General features: G+C 62.5%; 12 protein-coding genes. 9 read left to right on the top strand and 3 right to left on the bottom strand.

From position 1 onward, the window contains the following. Window positions 1–5: 5 nt before the first annotated feature. Window positions 6–869 (bottom strand): YicC/YloC family endoribonuclease, encoded by an 864-nt coding sequence (locus tag CUC44_RS15150; RefSeq protein ID WP_100860725.1) that lies wholly within the window; start codon window positions 867–869, stop codon window positions 6–8. A gap of 146 nt (window positions 870–1,015) precedes the next feature. On the opposite strand from CUC44_RS15150, the gene rph reads away from it, so the two are divergent. The 9 genes from rph to CUC44_RS15105 all read left to right on the top strand — a co-directional run bounded on the left by rph (window position 1,016) and on the right by CUC44_RS15105 (window position 10,717). After that, window positions 1,016–1,732 carry a ribonuclease PH gene (gene rph, locus CUC44_RS15145; RefSeq protein WP_167388921.1) on the top strand — a complete coding sequence of 239 codons (717 nt, stop codon included), beginning with the start codon at window positions 1,016–1,018 and terminating at the stop codon, window positions 1,730–1,732. Window positions 1,733–1,811: 79 nt separating this feature from the next. Beyond that, window positions 1,812–2,477, top strand: coding sequence for an orotate phosphoribosyltransferase (pyrE, locus tag CUC44_RS15140; protein WP_100860723.1), 666 nt, complete (start codon window positions 1,812–1,814; stop codon window positions 2,475–2,477). 179 nt (window positions 2,478–2,656) lie between these two features. Then, on the top strand, window positions 2,657–5,068 hold the full coding sequence (locus CUC44_RS15135; protein ID WP_100860722.1) for a heavy metal translocating P-type ATPase: 2,412 nt from the start codon (window positions 2,657–2,659) through the stop codon (window positions 5,066–5,068). A gap of 10 nt (window positions 5,069–5,078) precedes the next feature. Continuing rightward, window positions 5,079–5,468, top strand: coding sequence for a Cu(I)-responsive transcriptional regulator (gene cueR / locus CUC44_RS15130; RefSeq protein WP_042644653.1), 390 nt, complete (start codon window positions 5,079–5,081; stop codon window positions 5,466–5,468). A gap of 200 nt (window positions 5,469–5,668) precedes the next feature. Beyond that, complete coding sequence (locus tag CUC44_RS15125; protein ID WP_208621077.1) at window positions 5,669–6,823, top strand: GGDEF domain-containing protein; 1,155 nt, start codon at window positions 5,669–5,671, stop codon at window positions 6,821–6,823. Between the two features lie 30 nt (window positions 6,824–6,853). After that, window positions 6,854–7,117: a YihD family protein gene (locus CUC44_RS15120; protein WP_100860721.1), complete on the top strand. Its 264-nt coding sequence runs from the start codon at window positions 6,854–6,856 to the stop codon at window positions 7,115–7,117. A 196-nt stretch (window positions 7,118–7,313) separates the two neighbouring features. Then, window positions 7,314–8,762: a cytochrome c oxidase accessory protein CcoG gene (ccoG, locus tag CUC44_RS15115; protein WP_100860720.1), complete on the top strand. Its 1,449-nt coding sequence runs from the start codon at window positions 7,314–7,316 to the stop codon at window positions 8,760–8,762. A gap of 59 nt (window positions 8,763–8,821) precedes the next feature. Further along, a complete protein-coding gene (locus tag CUC44_RS15110) occupies window positions 8,822–9,811 on the top strand; it encodes a serine/threonine protein kinase (protein WP_100860719.1) in 990 nt (329 codons plus the stop codon). 297 nt (window positions 9,812–10,108) lie between these two features. After that, a complete protein-coding gene (locus tag CUC44_RS15105) occupies window positions 10,109–10,717 on the top strand; it encodes a thiol:disulfide interchange protein DsbA/DsbL (RefSeq protein WP_100860718.1) in 609 nt (202 codons plus the stop codon). 76 nt (window positions 10,718–10,793) lie between these two features. Here the strand turns inward: CUC44_RS15105 and pncB are convergent, their stop codons facing one another. Together pncB and CUC44_RS15095 are read right to left on the bottom strand one after the other, a co-directional pair. Next, a complete protein-coding gene (pncB, locus tag CUC44_RS15100; protein WP_100860717.1) occupies window positions 10,794–11,972 on the bottom strand; it encodes a nicotinate phosphoribosyltransferase in 1,179 nt (392 codons plus the stop codon). Between the two features lie 101 nt (window positions 11,973–12,073). Next, window positions 12,074–12,343 (bottom strand): isochorismatase family protein (locus CUC44_RS15095; protein ID WP_157812794.1); only part of this gene is annotated, 270 nt, incomplete at its 5' end.

The raw sequence follows: 12,343 nt of genomic DNA, 5'->3' as shown, positions 1-12,343 counted from the left end.
CGGGATCACTCGATGTTCTGGATCTGCTCGCGCATCTGTTCGATGAGGACCTTCAGCTCGACGGCGGACTGAGTCACTTCGGCGTTGATGGACTTGGAGCCGAGCGTGTTCGACTCGCGGTTGAACTCCTGCATCATGAAGTCGAGACGGCGGCCGCAGGCGCCCCCTTTCTTCATGATCTTGATGGTCTCGCTGATGTGCATCTCGAGGCGATCCAGCTCTTCGGCCACGTCGATCTTCTGGGCCAGCAGTACGATCTCCTGCTCGATGCGGGCCGGATCCAGCTCCACCTTGGCTTCGGCCAGGCGGTCGGTGAGCTTCTGGCGCTGGTTCTCGATGATCTGCGGCAGGTGAGCACGCACCTTGGTCGCCTCGACCTGAATGCCGTCCAGGCGTTGCTCGATCAGCGCCTTGAGGTTGGCCCCTTCGCTGGCGCGGGAGGCGAGGAAGTCATCCATGGTCAGATCGAAACCGCTCATCAGTTCGGTGGCGACCGCATCCATGTCCTGCTCGGCGGCAGCCATGACACCGGGCCAGCGCAGCACATCCACCGGGTTGAGTTGGCCCTGACCGGCCTCCTTCATCACCCAGCTGGCGCTCTCGATGATGAGCTTGGCCAGCTCTTCATTGATGTGCAGCTGGCTGGCTGCAGCCTGAGCGGCCTCGAAACGCAGGTTGCACTCCACCTTGCCGCGCTGCAGCTTGGCACGGAAACGCTCACGCAGGACCGGCTCCAGGCTGCGCAGCTGCTCCGGTAGCCGGATGTAGGTTTCCAGATAGCGCTGGTTGACCGAACGAATTTCCCAAACGGCTGTGCCCCAGTCGCCCTTGAGTTCCTTGCGGGCGTAGGCGGTCATGCTGTGAATCATTGATTGTTCCGGGCTTGATGAAGTGTGGGGCCAGTATACCCAGCCAGGCTGCCCCCGTCAGCCAACGGCGTGGTTTTAGCGGCTGATATTTGGGCTGGGATCACTTATACTCCTGCGCCAATTCAGCCAGCCCAGAGGTCAGTTCCATGTCCCGTCCCAGCGATCGCAGTGCCGCGCAAGTGCGCCCGGTTACCATCACCCGCCACTTCACCAAGCATGCGGAAGGATCTGTGCTGGTGGAATTCGGCAACACCCGGGTGCTGTGCACCGCCAGCGTCGACACCAGCGTGCCGCGCTTCCTGAAGGGCAAGGGGCAGGGCTGGGTCACCGCCGAGTACGGCATGCTGCCGCGCTCCACCCATTCCCGCATGAACCGCGAAGCCGCCGCCGGCAAGCAGAGCGGCCGCACCCTGGAGATCTCCCGCCTGATCGCCCGCTCCCTGCGCGCCGCCGTGGATCTGACCGCCCTGGGCGAGCACTCCATCACTGTGGATTGCGACGTGCTGCAGGCCGACGGTGGCACCCGCACCGCCGCCATTACCGGTGCCTGCGTGGCCCTGGTGGATGCACTGAACTGGATGGTGGAGAAGGGCATGCTCAAGCAGAGCCCGCTCAAGCAGATGATCGCCGCCGTCTCCGTCGGCATGTTCCAGGGAGAAGCCATCTGCGATCTGGAGTATGTCGAAGACTCAGCCGCCGAGACCGACATGAACGTGGTGATGACCGAAGACGGTCGCATCATAGAGGTGCAGGGCACCGCCGAGGCAGAGCCTTTCACCCACGAGGAGCTGCTGGCCATGCTGGCGCTCGCCAAGGGCGGCATCGCCGACATCATAGCGCTGCAGAAGCAGTCGCTCTCCTGATTTTAAAAACGCGGCATTGACCGCGTTTTTTTATACCCTTTTTTACCCCACACCAAGATGAGACAAGCAAGGAGCCAGAATGAAAGCCTACCAGCGTCAATTTATCGAGTTCGCCCTGGAGAAACAGGTCCTCAAATTCGGTGAGTTCACCCTGAAGTCCGGCCGCAAGAGCCCCTACTTCTTCAACGCCGGCCTGTTCAACAGCGGTCGCGATCTGGCCCGCCTTGGCCGCTTCTATGCCGCCGCCCTGATGGATGCAGGCATCGCATTTGACGTGCTGTTTGGCCCGGCCTACAAGGGCATTCCCATCGCCTCCGCCACCGCGGTGCAACTGGTGGAGCAGCATGACGTGGACGTGCCCTGGTGCTTCAACCGCAAGGAAGCCAAGGATCACGGTGAGGGCGGCAACCTGGTGGGCAGCCCGCTCAAGGGGCGCATCATGCTGGTGGACGACGTCATCACCGCCGGTACCGCCATCCGCGAGTCCATGGACCTGATCCAGGCCAACGGCGCCTCCCTGGCCGGGGTGCTGATCGCCCTGGATCGCCAGGAGAAGGGCAAGGGCGAGCTCTCCGCCATTCAGGAGGTGGAGCGCGACTATGGTGCCCACATCATCGCCATCATCCAGATGGCAGATCTCATCGCATATTTGGAAGAAAAGCAGGAAGAGCAGCAGGCAGAGCGGCCCGAACTGGCGGAACAGCTGGCAGCCATGCAGGCCTACCGCGCCCAGTACGGGATCTGACGACGTAGAGCCTCGCTCTCGGTTCAGCTCAAACAGAGATCGGCATAGGGCCGACAGGAACGAACAAACGGCGCCAACAGGCGCCGTCTTTTATTTGCACAAAAAAGTGAAGAGAGGTGCTTGAGCTTACCCTTACAGTAAAGGTTAATGTTTGTGGGTCAACTTTGAGGAGCATCGTCATGACCATGCACATTCAACTTCCCATCAGCGGCATGAGCTGCGCCAACTGCGCCAGCCGGATCACCACCGCCCTCAACAAACTCGACGGGGTCGAAGCCACCGTCAACTTCGCGCTGGAGCAGGCGGCCATCGAGCTGAGCCAGGATACCCAGCTGCCGGTTGTGCTGGAGAGCATCAAATCCCAGGGTTACGACTACGGCGAAGAGACGCTGTTGTTTCAAATTACTGGCATGACCTGCGCCGGTTGTTCGGCTCGGCTAAACAAGATGCTGAGCGCATTGCCGGGTGTCATCTCGGCAGACGTGAACTTCTCCCTCGAGCAGGCCCGCATCACTCAGGTGCCCGGCGTGCAGAGCCCGGCCTCCCTGCGCGAACAGATTGAAGCGCTCGGCTTCGGCGCCCAGTTGGCGCAGGGCAGTGCCAGCGCCCGTCGTCAGCAACTGCTTGCCCGGGAAGAACAAGAATCCGCCGCCGCTCACAAGGCGCTGGTTCAGGTCAGCATCTCGGCCCTGCTGACCCTGCCGCTGCTGGTAGGAATGCTGGCCATGGCGGGGCTGCTGCCCTGGCATCTGCCCGCCTGGCTGGAGCTGGTGCTCGCCACCCCGGTGCAGTTCTGGATCGGGGCCCGCTTCTATCGTGGCGCCTGGCTTGCCATCAAGAACCGCTCCGCCAATATGGATGTGCTGGTCGCCACCGGCACCAGTGCCGCCTACTTCTACAGCCTCTACCTGTTGGCGACTCTGGGGATGGCTGCCAGCGGCAAGCTCTACTTCGAGGCGAGCGCCATCATCATCACCCTGATTTCACTCGGTAAACTGCTGGAGGCGCGAGCCAGACGCAGCACCCAGTCCGCCATTCGCGAGCTGATGGCACTGCGCCCCGAGAGCGCCACCGTCTGGCGCGGGGGAGAGTGGCAGAGCCTCTCCGTCGACGAGGTACTGCGCGGCGACAGGCTGCGGGTGCTGGTCGGTGAGCGGGTGCCGGTGGATGGCAAGATAGTGAGCGGCGAGAGCGAACTGGATGAGTCCATCCTCACCGGCGAGAGCCTACCGGTGCTGCGCACCCCGGGTGACAACGTGCTGGGAGGCGCCATCAACCGCTCCGGCGTGCTGGAGATCGAAGCCACGACCGTGGGGGAGGATTCCAGCCTCAGCAAGATCATCGCCCTGGTGGAGAATGCCCAGATGGGCAAGGCCCCGCTGCAACAGCTGGTGGACAAGGTTTCCGCCGTGTTCGTACCTGTGGTCATGGTCATCGCCCTGTTTACCCTGCTGGTGTGGTACGCCATCACCAACGACTTCGGTCAGGCCCTGCTGGCGGCGGTGGCCGTGCTGGTCATCGCCTGCCCCTGTGCCCTCGGACTGGCCACGCCGGCCGCCATCGTCACCGGCACCGGGGTGGCGGCCCGTCACGGCATCCTGATCAAGGACGTGGATACCCTGCAGAAGGCCCACGGCATCAAGGCGCTGATCTTCGACAAGACAGGCACCCTCACCCAGGGCCGTCCCGTGCTGGCGAGCTGGAGCGGCAGCGAGGAGCAGCTGCGTCTGGCCGCGGCCCTGCAACAGGCGAGCGAACACCCGCTGGCACTGGCGATGCGCGAGGCCGTGCAAGGTGCCAGCCTGCCGCAACCGGATGAGGTGGAGGTGCGCGTCGGCGCCGGTATCCTCGGCAAGGTCGCGGGTCACAGCGTCGCCATCGGCAACCCCTCCCTGCTGGCCGCACTCGGCATCCCCCTGCCGGCGCAGGCCGAGCCGGATAGCGACTCGGGCAACGACGGGGCGACCCGGGTCTGGGTGGCCATCGACGGCGCCGCGGTCGGCATCGCCGCCCTGGCCGATACCCTGAGGCCAGAGAGCCCGGCGGCCATCGCCACCCTGCGTCAGCGCGGCATCGCCAGCTGGCTGGTGAGCGGCGATGCGCCGGCGCCGGTCGCTCATATTGCCGCCAAGCTGGGGCTGGATGGGGCCTTCGATTCCGTGCTGCCTGCCGGCAAGGTAGAGAAGGTCGAGGCGCTGCGCAATCAGGTCGACGGCCTGGTGGCCATGGTCGGGGATGGGGTGAACGACGCACCGGCCCTGGCAGCGGCGGACGTGGGGATCGCCATGGGCTCGGGTTCGGACGTGGCGATGGAAACCGCTTCCATCACGCTCATGCGCTCGGATCCGCGGCTGGTGGCCGATGCCATCGACATCTCGGCGGCGACCTGGCGTACCATACAGCAGAACCTGTTCTGGGCCTTCGTGTTCAACATCATCGGCATTCCGCTGGCGGCGCTGGGCTACCTCAGCCCCGAGCTGGCCGGGGCGGCCATGGCCCTGAGCAGCATTACTGTGCTCAGCAACTCTTTGTTATTGAAACGCTGGCAGCCCAAGGCGGCTTCCCATGTCAGCACTCATTCGCACGTTTAAGGAGGCACGCATGAATATCAGCAAGGTTGCCAAGGCGACGGGATTGACCGCCAAGACCATCCGCTACTACGAGAGCATCGGCCTCATCTCGGCACCGGTGCGCAGCGACAACGGCTACCGCAGCTACAGCGACGGGGCCCTGCGGGAGCTGCGTTTCGTCAAGCGGGCGCGGGAGACGGGTTTCAACCTGGAGGAGTGCCAGGAGTTGCTGGCGCTCTACAGGGATGAGCACAGGACCAGCGCCCAGGTCAAAAAGCTGGCCCAGGAGAAGATAGTGGATCTGCGCACCCGCATCGCCGGTCTGCAGGCCATGCTGGCCTCCCTCGAGGAGGTGGTCGGCTGCTGCCACGGGGATGCGAGCCCTGAGTGCCCGATCCTGGATGAATTGGAGCGGGGCTGAGCGAGCGCTCCGCGTGCTCCCTATGTTCAACGAGCGGGGATGGGGTTAGGCATGAACGTCAGATGCTCGACGAGTTGGAGGGGGCCGAGAAATCAGCCTCTCTGCCATCGGGCTGAGTAGCAGCTTAATAGTGGGGGATTGATTGTTGGCCCGGAAGATGGAGTGCTAAACTGGTCGGCTATTGTACAGGGAGTATGCAGTTGACCCAGAGTGTGACACGCCAGGTGCAGCAGGCCATCATGGTCCAGCTCTATACCCATTCCTCGTTCAGCCTGCCTTGTCTGGCACTGCTGGCGATTGGCTGGAGCCTGCTGTTCCATGATTACCTGCCGGCCTCCGAGGCGCTGGGCTGGCTGGGGCTGGTCTGCCTGCTGCTGCTGGGTCGCTGGTGGCACCTGCGCTGGCGCCAACCCAGGCTGATGCAGCTGCCGCTGCCGGTACTGGAGCGGGAACTCTTCATCGTCGTGACCATCACCTCCATCGTCTGGGCGCTGGGGGTGTTGCTCTATATGGACAAGCTGCCCGACACCTACCGCGCCGCCATGATGATGCTCTCCAGCCTGATCCTCACCGGCAGCGCCATCATGCTGTTTGGCAGCCGTCGCACCCTCTATGGGGCCGTGTTGCCGCTCGGGTTCGCCATGCTGTTCGAGCTCAGCGGTGGCAACGAGCAGGAGCGCATCGTCTCCTGCATGTTGGCAGGCTATCTGTTTGTGTTTCTGCCGACCCTGCTGCGTCGTCTGCGCCGGGATCAGATCGCCTCCCTCTACCATCGTTTCTCCAATGCGGATCTGGTGGCCGAGCTCAAGGCGGTGTCCGAACACCTCAAGCTCACCTCCCGTCTCGACGGGCTGACCGGCATTGCCAACCGGGCGCACCTGGATGACAGCCTGGCCCGGGCCTGGCGCCGTTGTCACCGAGCCAGGGCGCCCCTCTCCCTGATCCTGATGGATGTGGATTACTTCAAGCAATTCAACGATCACTATGGTCATCAGCTGGGGGACGAGTGCCTGCAGCAGGTGGCTGGTCTGCTGGCGGAGGTGTTGCGGCGAGAGGACGATCTGGCGGCTCGCTATGGCGGGGAGGAGTTTGCCCTGCTGCTGCCCTGCACCAGCTTGCAGGGAGCGCTCCAGGTCGCGGATCAGGTGCGCACTGCCCTGCGAACCCTGGACATCCCGCACCAGAAATCCCTGGTGTCCGGCCGGGTCAGCTGCAGCTTCGGGGTGGCGACCCTGGTGCCGGATCAGAGTCTCTCCATTGCGGAGCTTATCCAAAAAGCGGATGCGGCCCTCTATCATGCCAAGCATAATGGGCGGGATCGTATCGAAGTAGCCTTGATGGGTAAGGTTGCCTGAGTTTCACATGACAGATTAAAGAGGTTGTCTATGCAATGTCATCGTATCGAAGAGCTGCTTGAGCTGTTGCAGCCCGCCTGGATCAAGGAGCAGGATCTCAGCCTGGTGCAATTCATCGCCAAACTGGCGGCAGAGGCCGGCTACGAGGGTGCCTTGTCCGAGCTGACCGACGACATGCTGATCTACCACCTCAAGATGCGCGAGTCCGGCAAGCAGGAGATGATCCCGGGGCTTGCCAAGGATCATGTGCCCGACTTCAAGGAAGCCCTGCTCAAGGCCCGCGGTATCAAGTAAAGCTTGCTCCAGCTGGAGGCTTTTAGGTTTTCAAAGGAATCTCTAAAAAAGGCCCATAGTCAACTGACAATGGGCCTTTTTTGTTGCCTGAAATTGCGACGGCACTCGAACTATAGATACATTTAACCCACACAATTAGCAGGTTGTTTAAGATATAATCTGCTTCATAACAATATGAGTGGAGCAATGTGTTGCAATGGCCGACCAGGACAAGATCGATATCAAGGATGTCACCGGCGATGTCACCGGGACCATCAACCCTCACACCTTCAAAGCCAGCGATGACAGGTTCAACCCCGGCAACCGCATCTATGTGAGATCCCAGACCGGCTACTGGCAGCGCGTGCGCAAAGCCATGGGCTGGTTCTTCGTCGCTCTCTTCGTCGCCCTGCCCTGGTTGCGCTACGATGGTCGCCAGGCCGTGTTGTTCGATCTCGAGCACCAGCAGTTCCACATCTTCGGTGCCACCATCTGGCCGCAGGATCTGACCCTGCTGGCCTGGATCTTCATGATCGCCGCCTTCGCCCTCTTCTTCGTAACCACCTTCCTCGGCCGGGTCTGGTGTGGCTACCTCTGCCCGCAGACGGTGTGGACCTTCATGTTCATCTGGTTCGAGGAGAAGCTGGAAGGTTCGGCCAACAAGCGCCGCAAGCTGGATGCCGCCCCCTGGAGTAGCGAGAAGCTGGCGCGCAAGGGGGCCAAACATCTCGCCTGGCTATTGTTATCGCTCGGTACCGGCCTCACCTTCGTCGCCTACTTCCAGGATGTGTACCAGCTGGTGCCCGAGTTCTTCACCCTAGGGGCGGGGGGCTGGGTCATCTTCTGGGTGCTGTTCTTCGCCGCCTGTACTTACGGCAACGCCGGCTGGATGCGGGCCATCATGTGCATCCACATGTGCCCCTATGCCCGCTTCCAGTCCGCCATGTTCGACAAGGACACCTATATCGTCGGCTATGACGCCAAGCGTGGCGAGGCGCGTGGCCCACGCGCCCGCAAGGCGGATCCCAAGGCGCTAGGGCTGGGGGACTGCATCGACTGCGATCTCTGCGTTCAGGTCTGCCCGACCGGCATCGACATCCGCGACGGCCTGCAGTACGAGTGCATCAACTGCGGCGCCTGCGTCGACGCCTGCGACCAGACCATGGACAGGATGGGCTATCCCAAGGGGCTCATCAGCTATACCACAGAGCACAAGCTGGCCCACAACAGCACCCATGTGGCGCGGCCCAAGCTGCTCGGCTACGGCCTGGTGATGGTGATCATGCTGGGGGTGTTCGTCTACAACGCCATGTCCATCATGCCCATGGGGCTCGATATCCTGCGGGATCGCAACCAGCTGTTCCGGGAGAACAGCGAGGGGCTCATCGAGAACACCTATACCCTCAAGATCCTCAACAAGACTCTGCAACCCCAGCGTTATCAACTGGATGTGGAGGGCTTGCCGGAGCACGAATGGTTCGGCCCGCGGGAGGTAACCCTGAAGGCGGGCGAGATCTACACCCTGCCGGTGAGCCTGGCGGTGGATCCCTTCAACCTGAAGCGGCCGACCCTGGACATCCAGTTCGTGCTCAAACGGGAGGGGGCCGCAGAGGATGACAGCAAGGGTACCCTGCGCCAGGCCAGCAAGTTTATCAGCAGGTTATGATGCACAACCCCCTATGGGGGGAGTGGTGATAGTATGGGGCGCAACAGCGCCCCTTTTTCATGGTGGATGACATGCGTTTCAACTATTCCGACCTCAATCCCGACCTCATCATGGATGCGATCGATCTCAGCGGCCTGCGCATCGATTCCGGCCTCATCGAACTCAACAGCTACGAGAACCGGGTCTACCAGTTTCAGGACGAGGATAAGCGCCGCTATGTGGTGAAGTTCTATCGCCCCGGCCGCTGGGATCGGGCCCAAATCCTGGAGGAGCATTCGTTCGCCGCCCGCCTCAACGAGGGGGAGATCCCGGTGGCGGCGCCGCTCAGCTTCGCCGGCGAGACCCTGCTGGAGCATCAGGGCTACCCCTTCGCCATCTGGCAGAGCGTCGGTGGCCGCCAGTTCGAGGTGGATAACCTGGATCAGCTGGAGTGGGTGGGGCGCTACCTCGGCCGCATTCATCAGGTCGGCGCCAGCCGCCCCTTCCATCACAGGGTCCGGCTGGACGTAGAGAGCATGCTGCACGAGCCACGTCAGCTGCTGGCCGCCGGTGAATGGGTACCAAGCGGCCTGGCCAAGCAGTTCTTCGGGGTGCTGGACGAGCTGATCCGCCACGTGTGCGACGCCATGACCCTGGACGTGGCCCAGATCTCCCTGCACGGGGACTGTCACCCGGGCAACATACTGTGGCGCGACGGCCCCATGTTCGTGGATCTCGATGACTGCCGCACCGGCCCCGCCGTCCAGGACTTGTGGATGCTGCTGTCCGGGGATCGCAACGAGCAACAGATCCAGCTCGATACCCTGCTGGCGGGTTACGAGGAGTTCATGGAGTTCGATCCGCGGGAATTGGCCTTGATCGAGCCGCTGCGGGCCATGCGCATCGTCCACTACATGGCCTGGCTGGCCCGGCGCTGGGAGGATCCTGCCTTCCCCCGCCACTTCCCCTGGTTCAACACCGACCACTACTGGCGTCAGCAGATAGCGACCCTGCACGATCAGCTGGAGGCCTTGAAGGCCCCGCCACTGAGCCTGATGCCGGACTGGTGAGGCCGTGCATGACGCTGTGCGCCCCATGTGTGGATGCTCAGCTGGAGGTATTGAAGGCCCCGCCACTGAGCCTGATGCCGGACTGGTGACGCTGCGCTACCCATTTGTGGATGCTCGGCTGGAGGTATTGAGGGCCCCGCCGCTGAGCCTGATGCCGGATTGGTGAGGCTGTCAATGATGGGTAGGGCGTCCCGCCGGTCCTGCCTTTGTCATTGACGTTGGCGGGGGGACACAATAGGCTTGGACTGCTTCGGTTCGCCGGGCGTGCCTCACAGTGATCCCTTAACAGGAAACGTCATGAAAAAAGTACTATTTTTCCTCGCTGCCATGCTGATGATCCCCATGGTTCACGCCGCCCCGGAATTCAAGGAAGGCGTCAACTATGACGTGGTCACCCAGACCGGCAGTGCCCAACCGGAAGTGTTGGAGTTCTTCTCCTACTTCTGCCCGCACTGCGCCAAGTTCGAGCCGATCGCCGAAGATCTGGCGAAGAACCTGCCGGAAGGCGTACCCATGAAGAAGAGCCCTGTGGCCTTCCTGGGTCGCGAGATGGGCCCCGAGATGCAGCGCGCCTATGCGGTCGCCAACCTGCTGAACGTGGAAGGCAAGTTGACCCCGGCCATCTTCGACAAGATCCATACCCAGCGCCAGGTTCCGCAGAGCCGTGCTGACGTGAAGCAGATCTTCGTGGACAACGGCGTGCCGGCCGAAGAGTTCGACGGTGCCGTCGACAGCTTCGCCGTCTCCGGTATGGTCTCCCAGTTCGATCGCAACACCGAGACCTACAACGTGCGCGGTGTGCCGGCCTTCCTGGTCAATGGCAAGTACATGGTGAAGATTGAATCCATCACCTCCCAGGAGCAGTTCAACCAGCTGGTGAAATTCCTGCTGGCCAAGAAAGACTGACCCTGAGCCAGGTCTGTAAAAAAGCCCGCCGGTGCAAACCGGCGGGCTTTTTGTTTGGCGTTGTTTCACCCAGGGCTCAGACCCCGACGTGGAACGCCTGCTTGAGGTTGCGGATGAAGTCCGCATCCCGGCACAGTGTCTTGCCCGGGCTGTCGGAGATCTTGGCGACCGGGCCGCCGTTGCACTCCATCAGCTTGAACACGATGTTCATGGGGGTGACGCCGGGCAGATCGCAGGTGAGCTTGGTGCCGATGCCGAAGCTGGTGTTGATGCGGCCACGGAAGTGACGGAACAGCTCCACTGCCTTGTCCAGATTGAGGCCATCGGAGAACACCAGGGTCTTGTCGGTGGGGTCTATGCCGAGCCGCTGATAGTGGCTGATGGCCTTCTCCCCCCACACCACGGGATCGCCTGAGTCGTGGCGCAGCCCCTGATAGCGGCTGGCCAGCTCGAAGTCGAAGTCCCGCAGGAAGGCATCCATGGTGATGCAATCGGTCAGGGCGATGCCGAGATGGTTGGTGAACTCGTCCAGCCAGCTGGTGAGGGCGGCGCGCTGGCTATGCTCCAGCGGGAAGCCGAGCTGCTGGTGGGCCTGGAACCACTCATGGGCCTGGGTACCCACCGCCGGCAGCCCGTACTTCTGGGCCAGCTGGTAGTTGCTGGTGCCGCGAAACGCCGGCAGGCGCTCCTTGAGGCGACCCACGACGGCATCCTGCACCGCGTGGGAGAAGCGGCGACGGGTGCCAAAGTCGATGAGGTTGAACTCCTTCATCTCTTCCTGGCTCAGGGTCCGCTCCAGTTTGTCTATCTTCTGATCCAGCCGGGTCAGCGCCTGGCCCACCCCGAACTGGGGATAGCGGAAGCGGTTGCGCATCTCGCTGATGATGGCGAGTACCGGTATCTCCCACAGGATAACGTCCTGCCAGGGGCCTTCCACGCGGACGTTGATGCGGCCATCTTGCTCAAATACCCGCAATAATGAGGCGTCCAGCGGCTTGCGGCGCAGGTGATCCAGGTAGTCGGCGGTAAAGAAGGGGCGCTCGGCCAGGAAGTTGAGCTCGGACTTGGTGAGCCGCAAAGAGCCGGCGAGGCGCAATTGCTCCTCGATCTCCCCCATCATGGGCAGCAGATCTTCCTCGTTGCGGCTGTGGAACTCGGCCACTACCTCGGCGTCGGGATAGCGATGGAATACCGCCTGCTGCATGTGCAGCTTGTAGGCATCGGTGTCGAGCAGACTGTTGAGGATGGGAGGCATATCAGACTCCTCGCAGACGGGTGAGCGCGGGGGCACACTCCTGCTGCCTAGGTAGTTTGCAGGTGCCGATGTCGACGAGAGGGGTGAGGATGGGAGACATATCAGGCATCCAGCAGGCGTTGTACATGGGTCAGGGTCTGGGCCAGCTCGGCCCCGGCCTCTGTCATCTGGGTGTGGGCTTGGGCGACTGTCTCGGGGGCGATGCCGCGGCAGGCATCGAGGTGCACTATCACCCGCAGACCGGCGCGGCGCAGCTGCAGCACGCTGGTCTTGACGCAGTAGTCGGTGGCGAGGCCGCCGACCAGCACGGTATCGACACCGCGGGCTTGCAGGAACTCGATGAGCCCGGTGCTGCGCCGCTCGGCGAGATC

This window comes from Aeromonas lusitana (assembly GCF_002812985.1).
Classification (GTDB): Bacteria; Pseudomonadota; Gammaproteobacteria; order Enterobacterales; family Aeromonadaceae; genus Aeromonas; species Aeromonas lusitana.
Note: the sequence above shows the minus strand (reverse complement) of the source record. Positions and strands in the feature narration are given on the sequence as shown.

Excerpts from the sequence above, each read along its gene's own strand:
- CUC44_RS15150 (WP_100860725.1), bottom strand. The coding sequence starts at position 869 with ATGATTCACAGCATGACCGCCTACGCCCGCAAGGAACTCAAGGGCGAC.
- rph (WP_167388921.1), top strand. The coding sequence starts at position 1,016 with ATGTCCCGTCCCAGCGATCGCAGTGCCGCGCAAGTGCGCCCGGTTACC.
- pyrE (WP_100860723.1), top strand. The coding sequence starts at position 1,812 with ATGAAAGCCTACCAGCGTCAATTTATCGAGTTCGCCCTGGAGAAACAG.
- CUC44_RS15135 (WP_100860722.1), top strand. The coding sequence starts at position 2,657 with ATGACCATGCACATTCAACTTCCCATCAGCGGCATGAGCTGCGCCAAC.
- cueR (WP_042644653.1), top strand. The coding sequence starts at position 5,079 with ATGAATATCAGCAAGGTTGCCAAGGCGACGGGATTGACCGCCAAGACC.
- CUC44_RS15120 (WP_100860721.1), top strand. The coding sequence starts at position 6,854 with ATGCAATGTCATCGTATCGAAGAGCTGCTTGAGCTGTTGCAGCCCGCC.
- ccoG (WP_100860720.1), top strand. The coding sequence starts at position 7,314 with ATGGCCGACCAGGACAAGATCGATATCAAGGATGTCACCGGCGATGTC.
- CUC44_RS15110 (WP_100860719.1), top strand. The coding sequence starts at position 8,822 with ATGGTGGATGACATGCGTTTCAACTATTCCGACCTCAATCCCGACCTC.
- CUC44_RS15105 (WP_100860718.1), top strand. The coding sequence starts at position 10,109 with ATGAAAAAAGTACTATTTTTCCTCGCTGCCATGCTGATGATCCCCATG.
- pncB (WP_100860717.1), bottom strand. The coding sequence starts at position 11,972 with ATGCCTCCCATCCTCAACAGTCTGCTCGACACCGATGCCTACAAGCTG.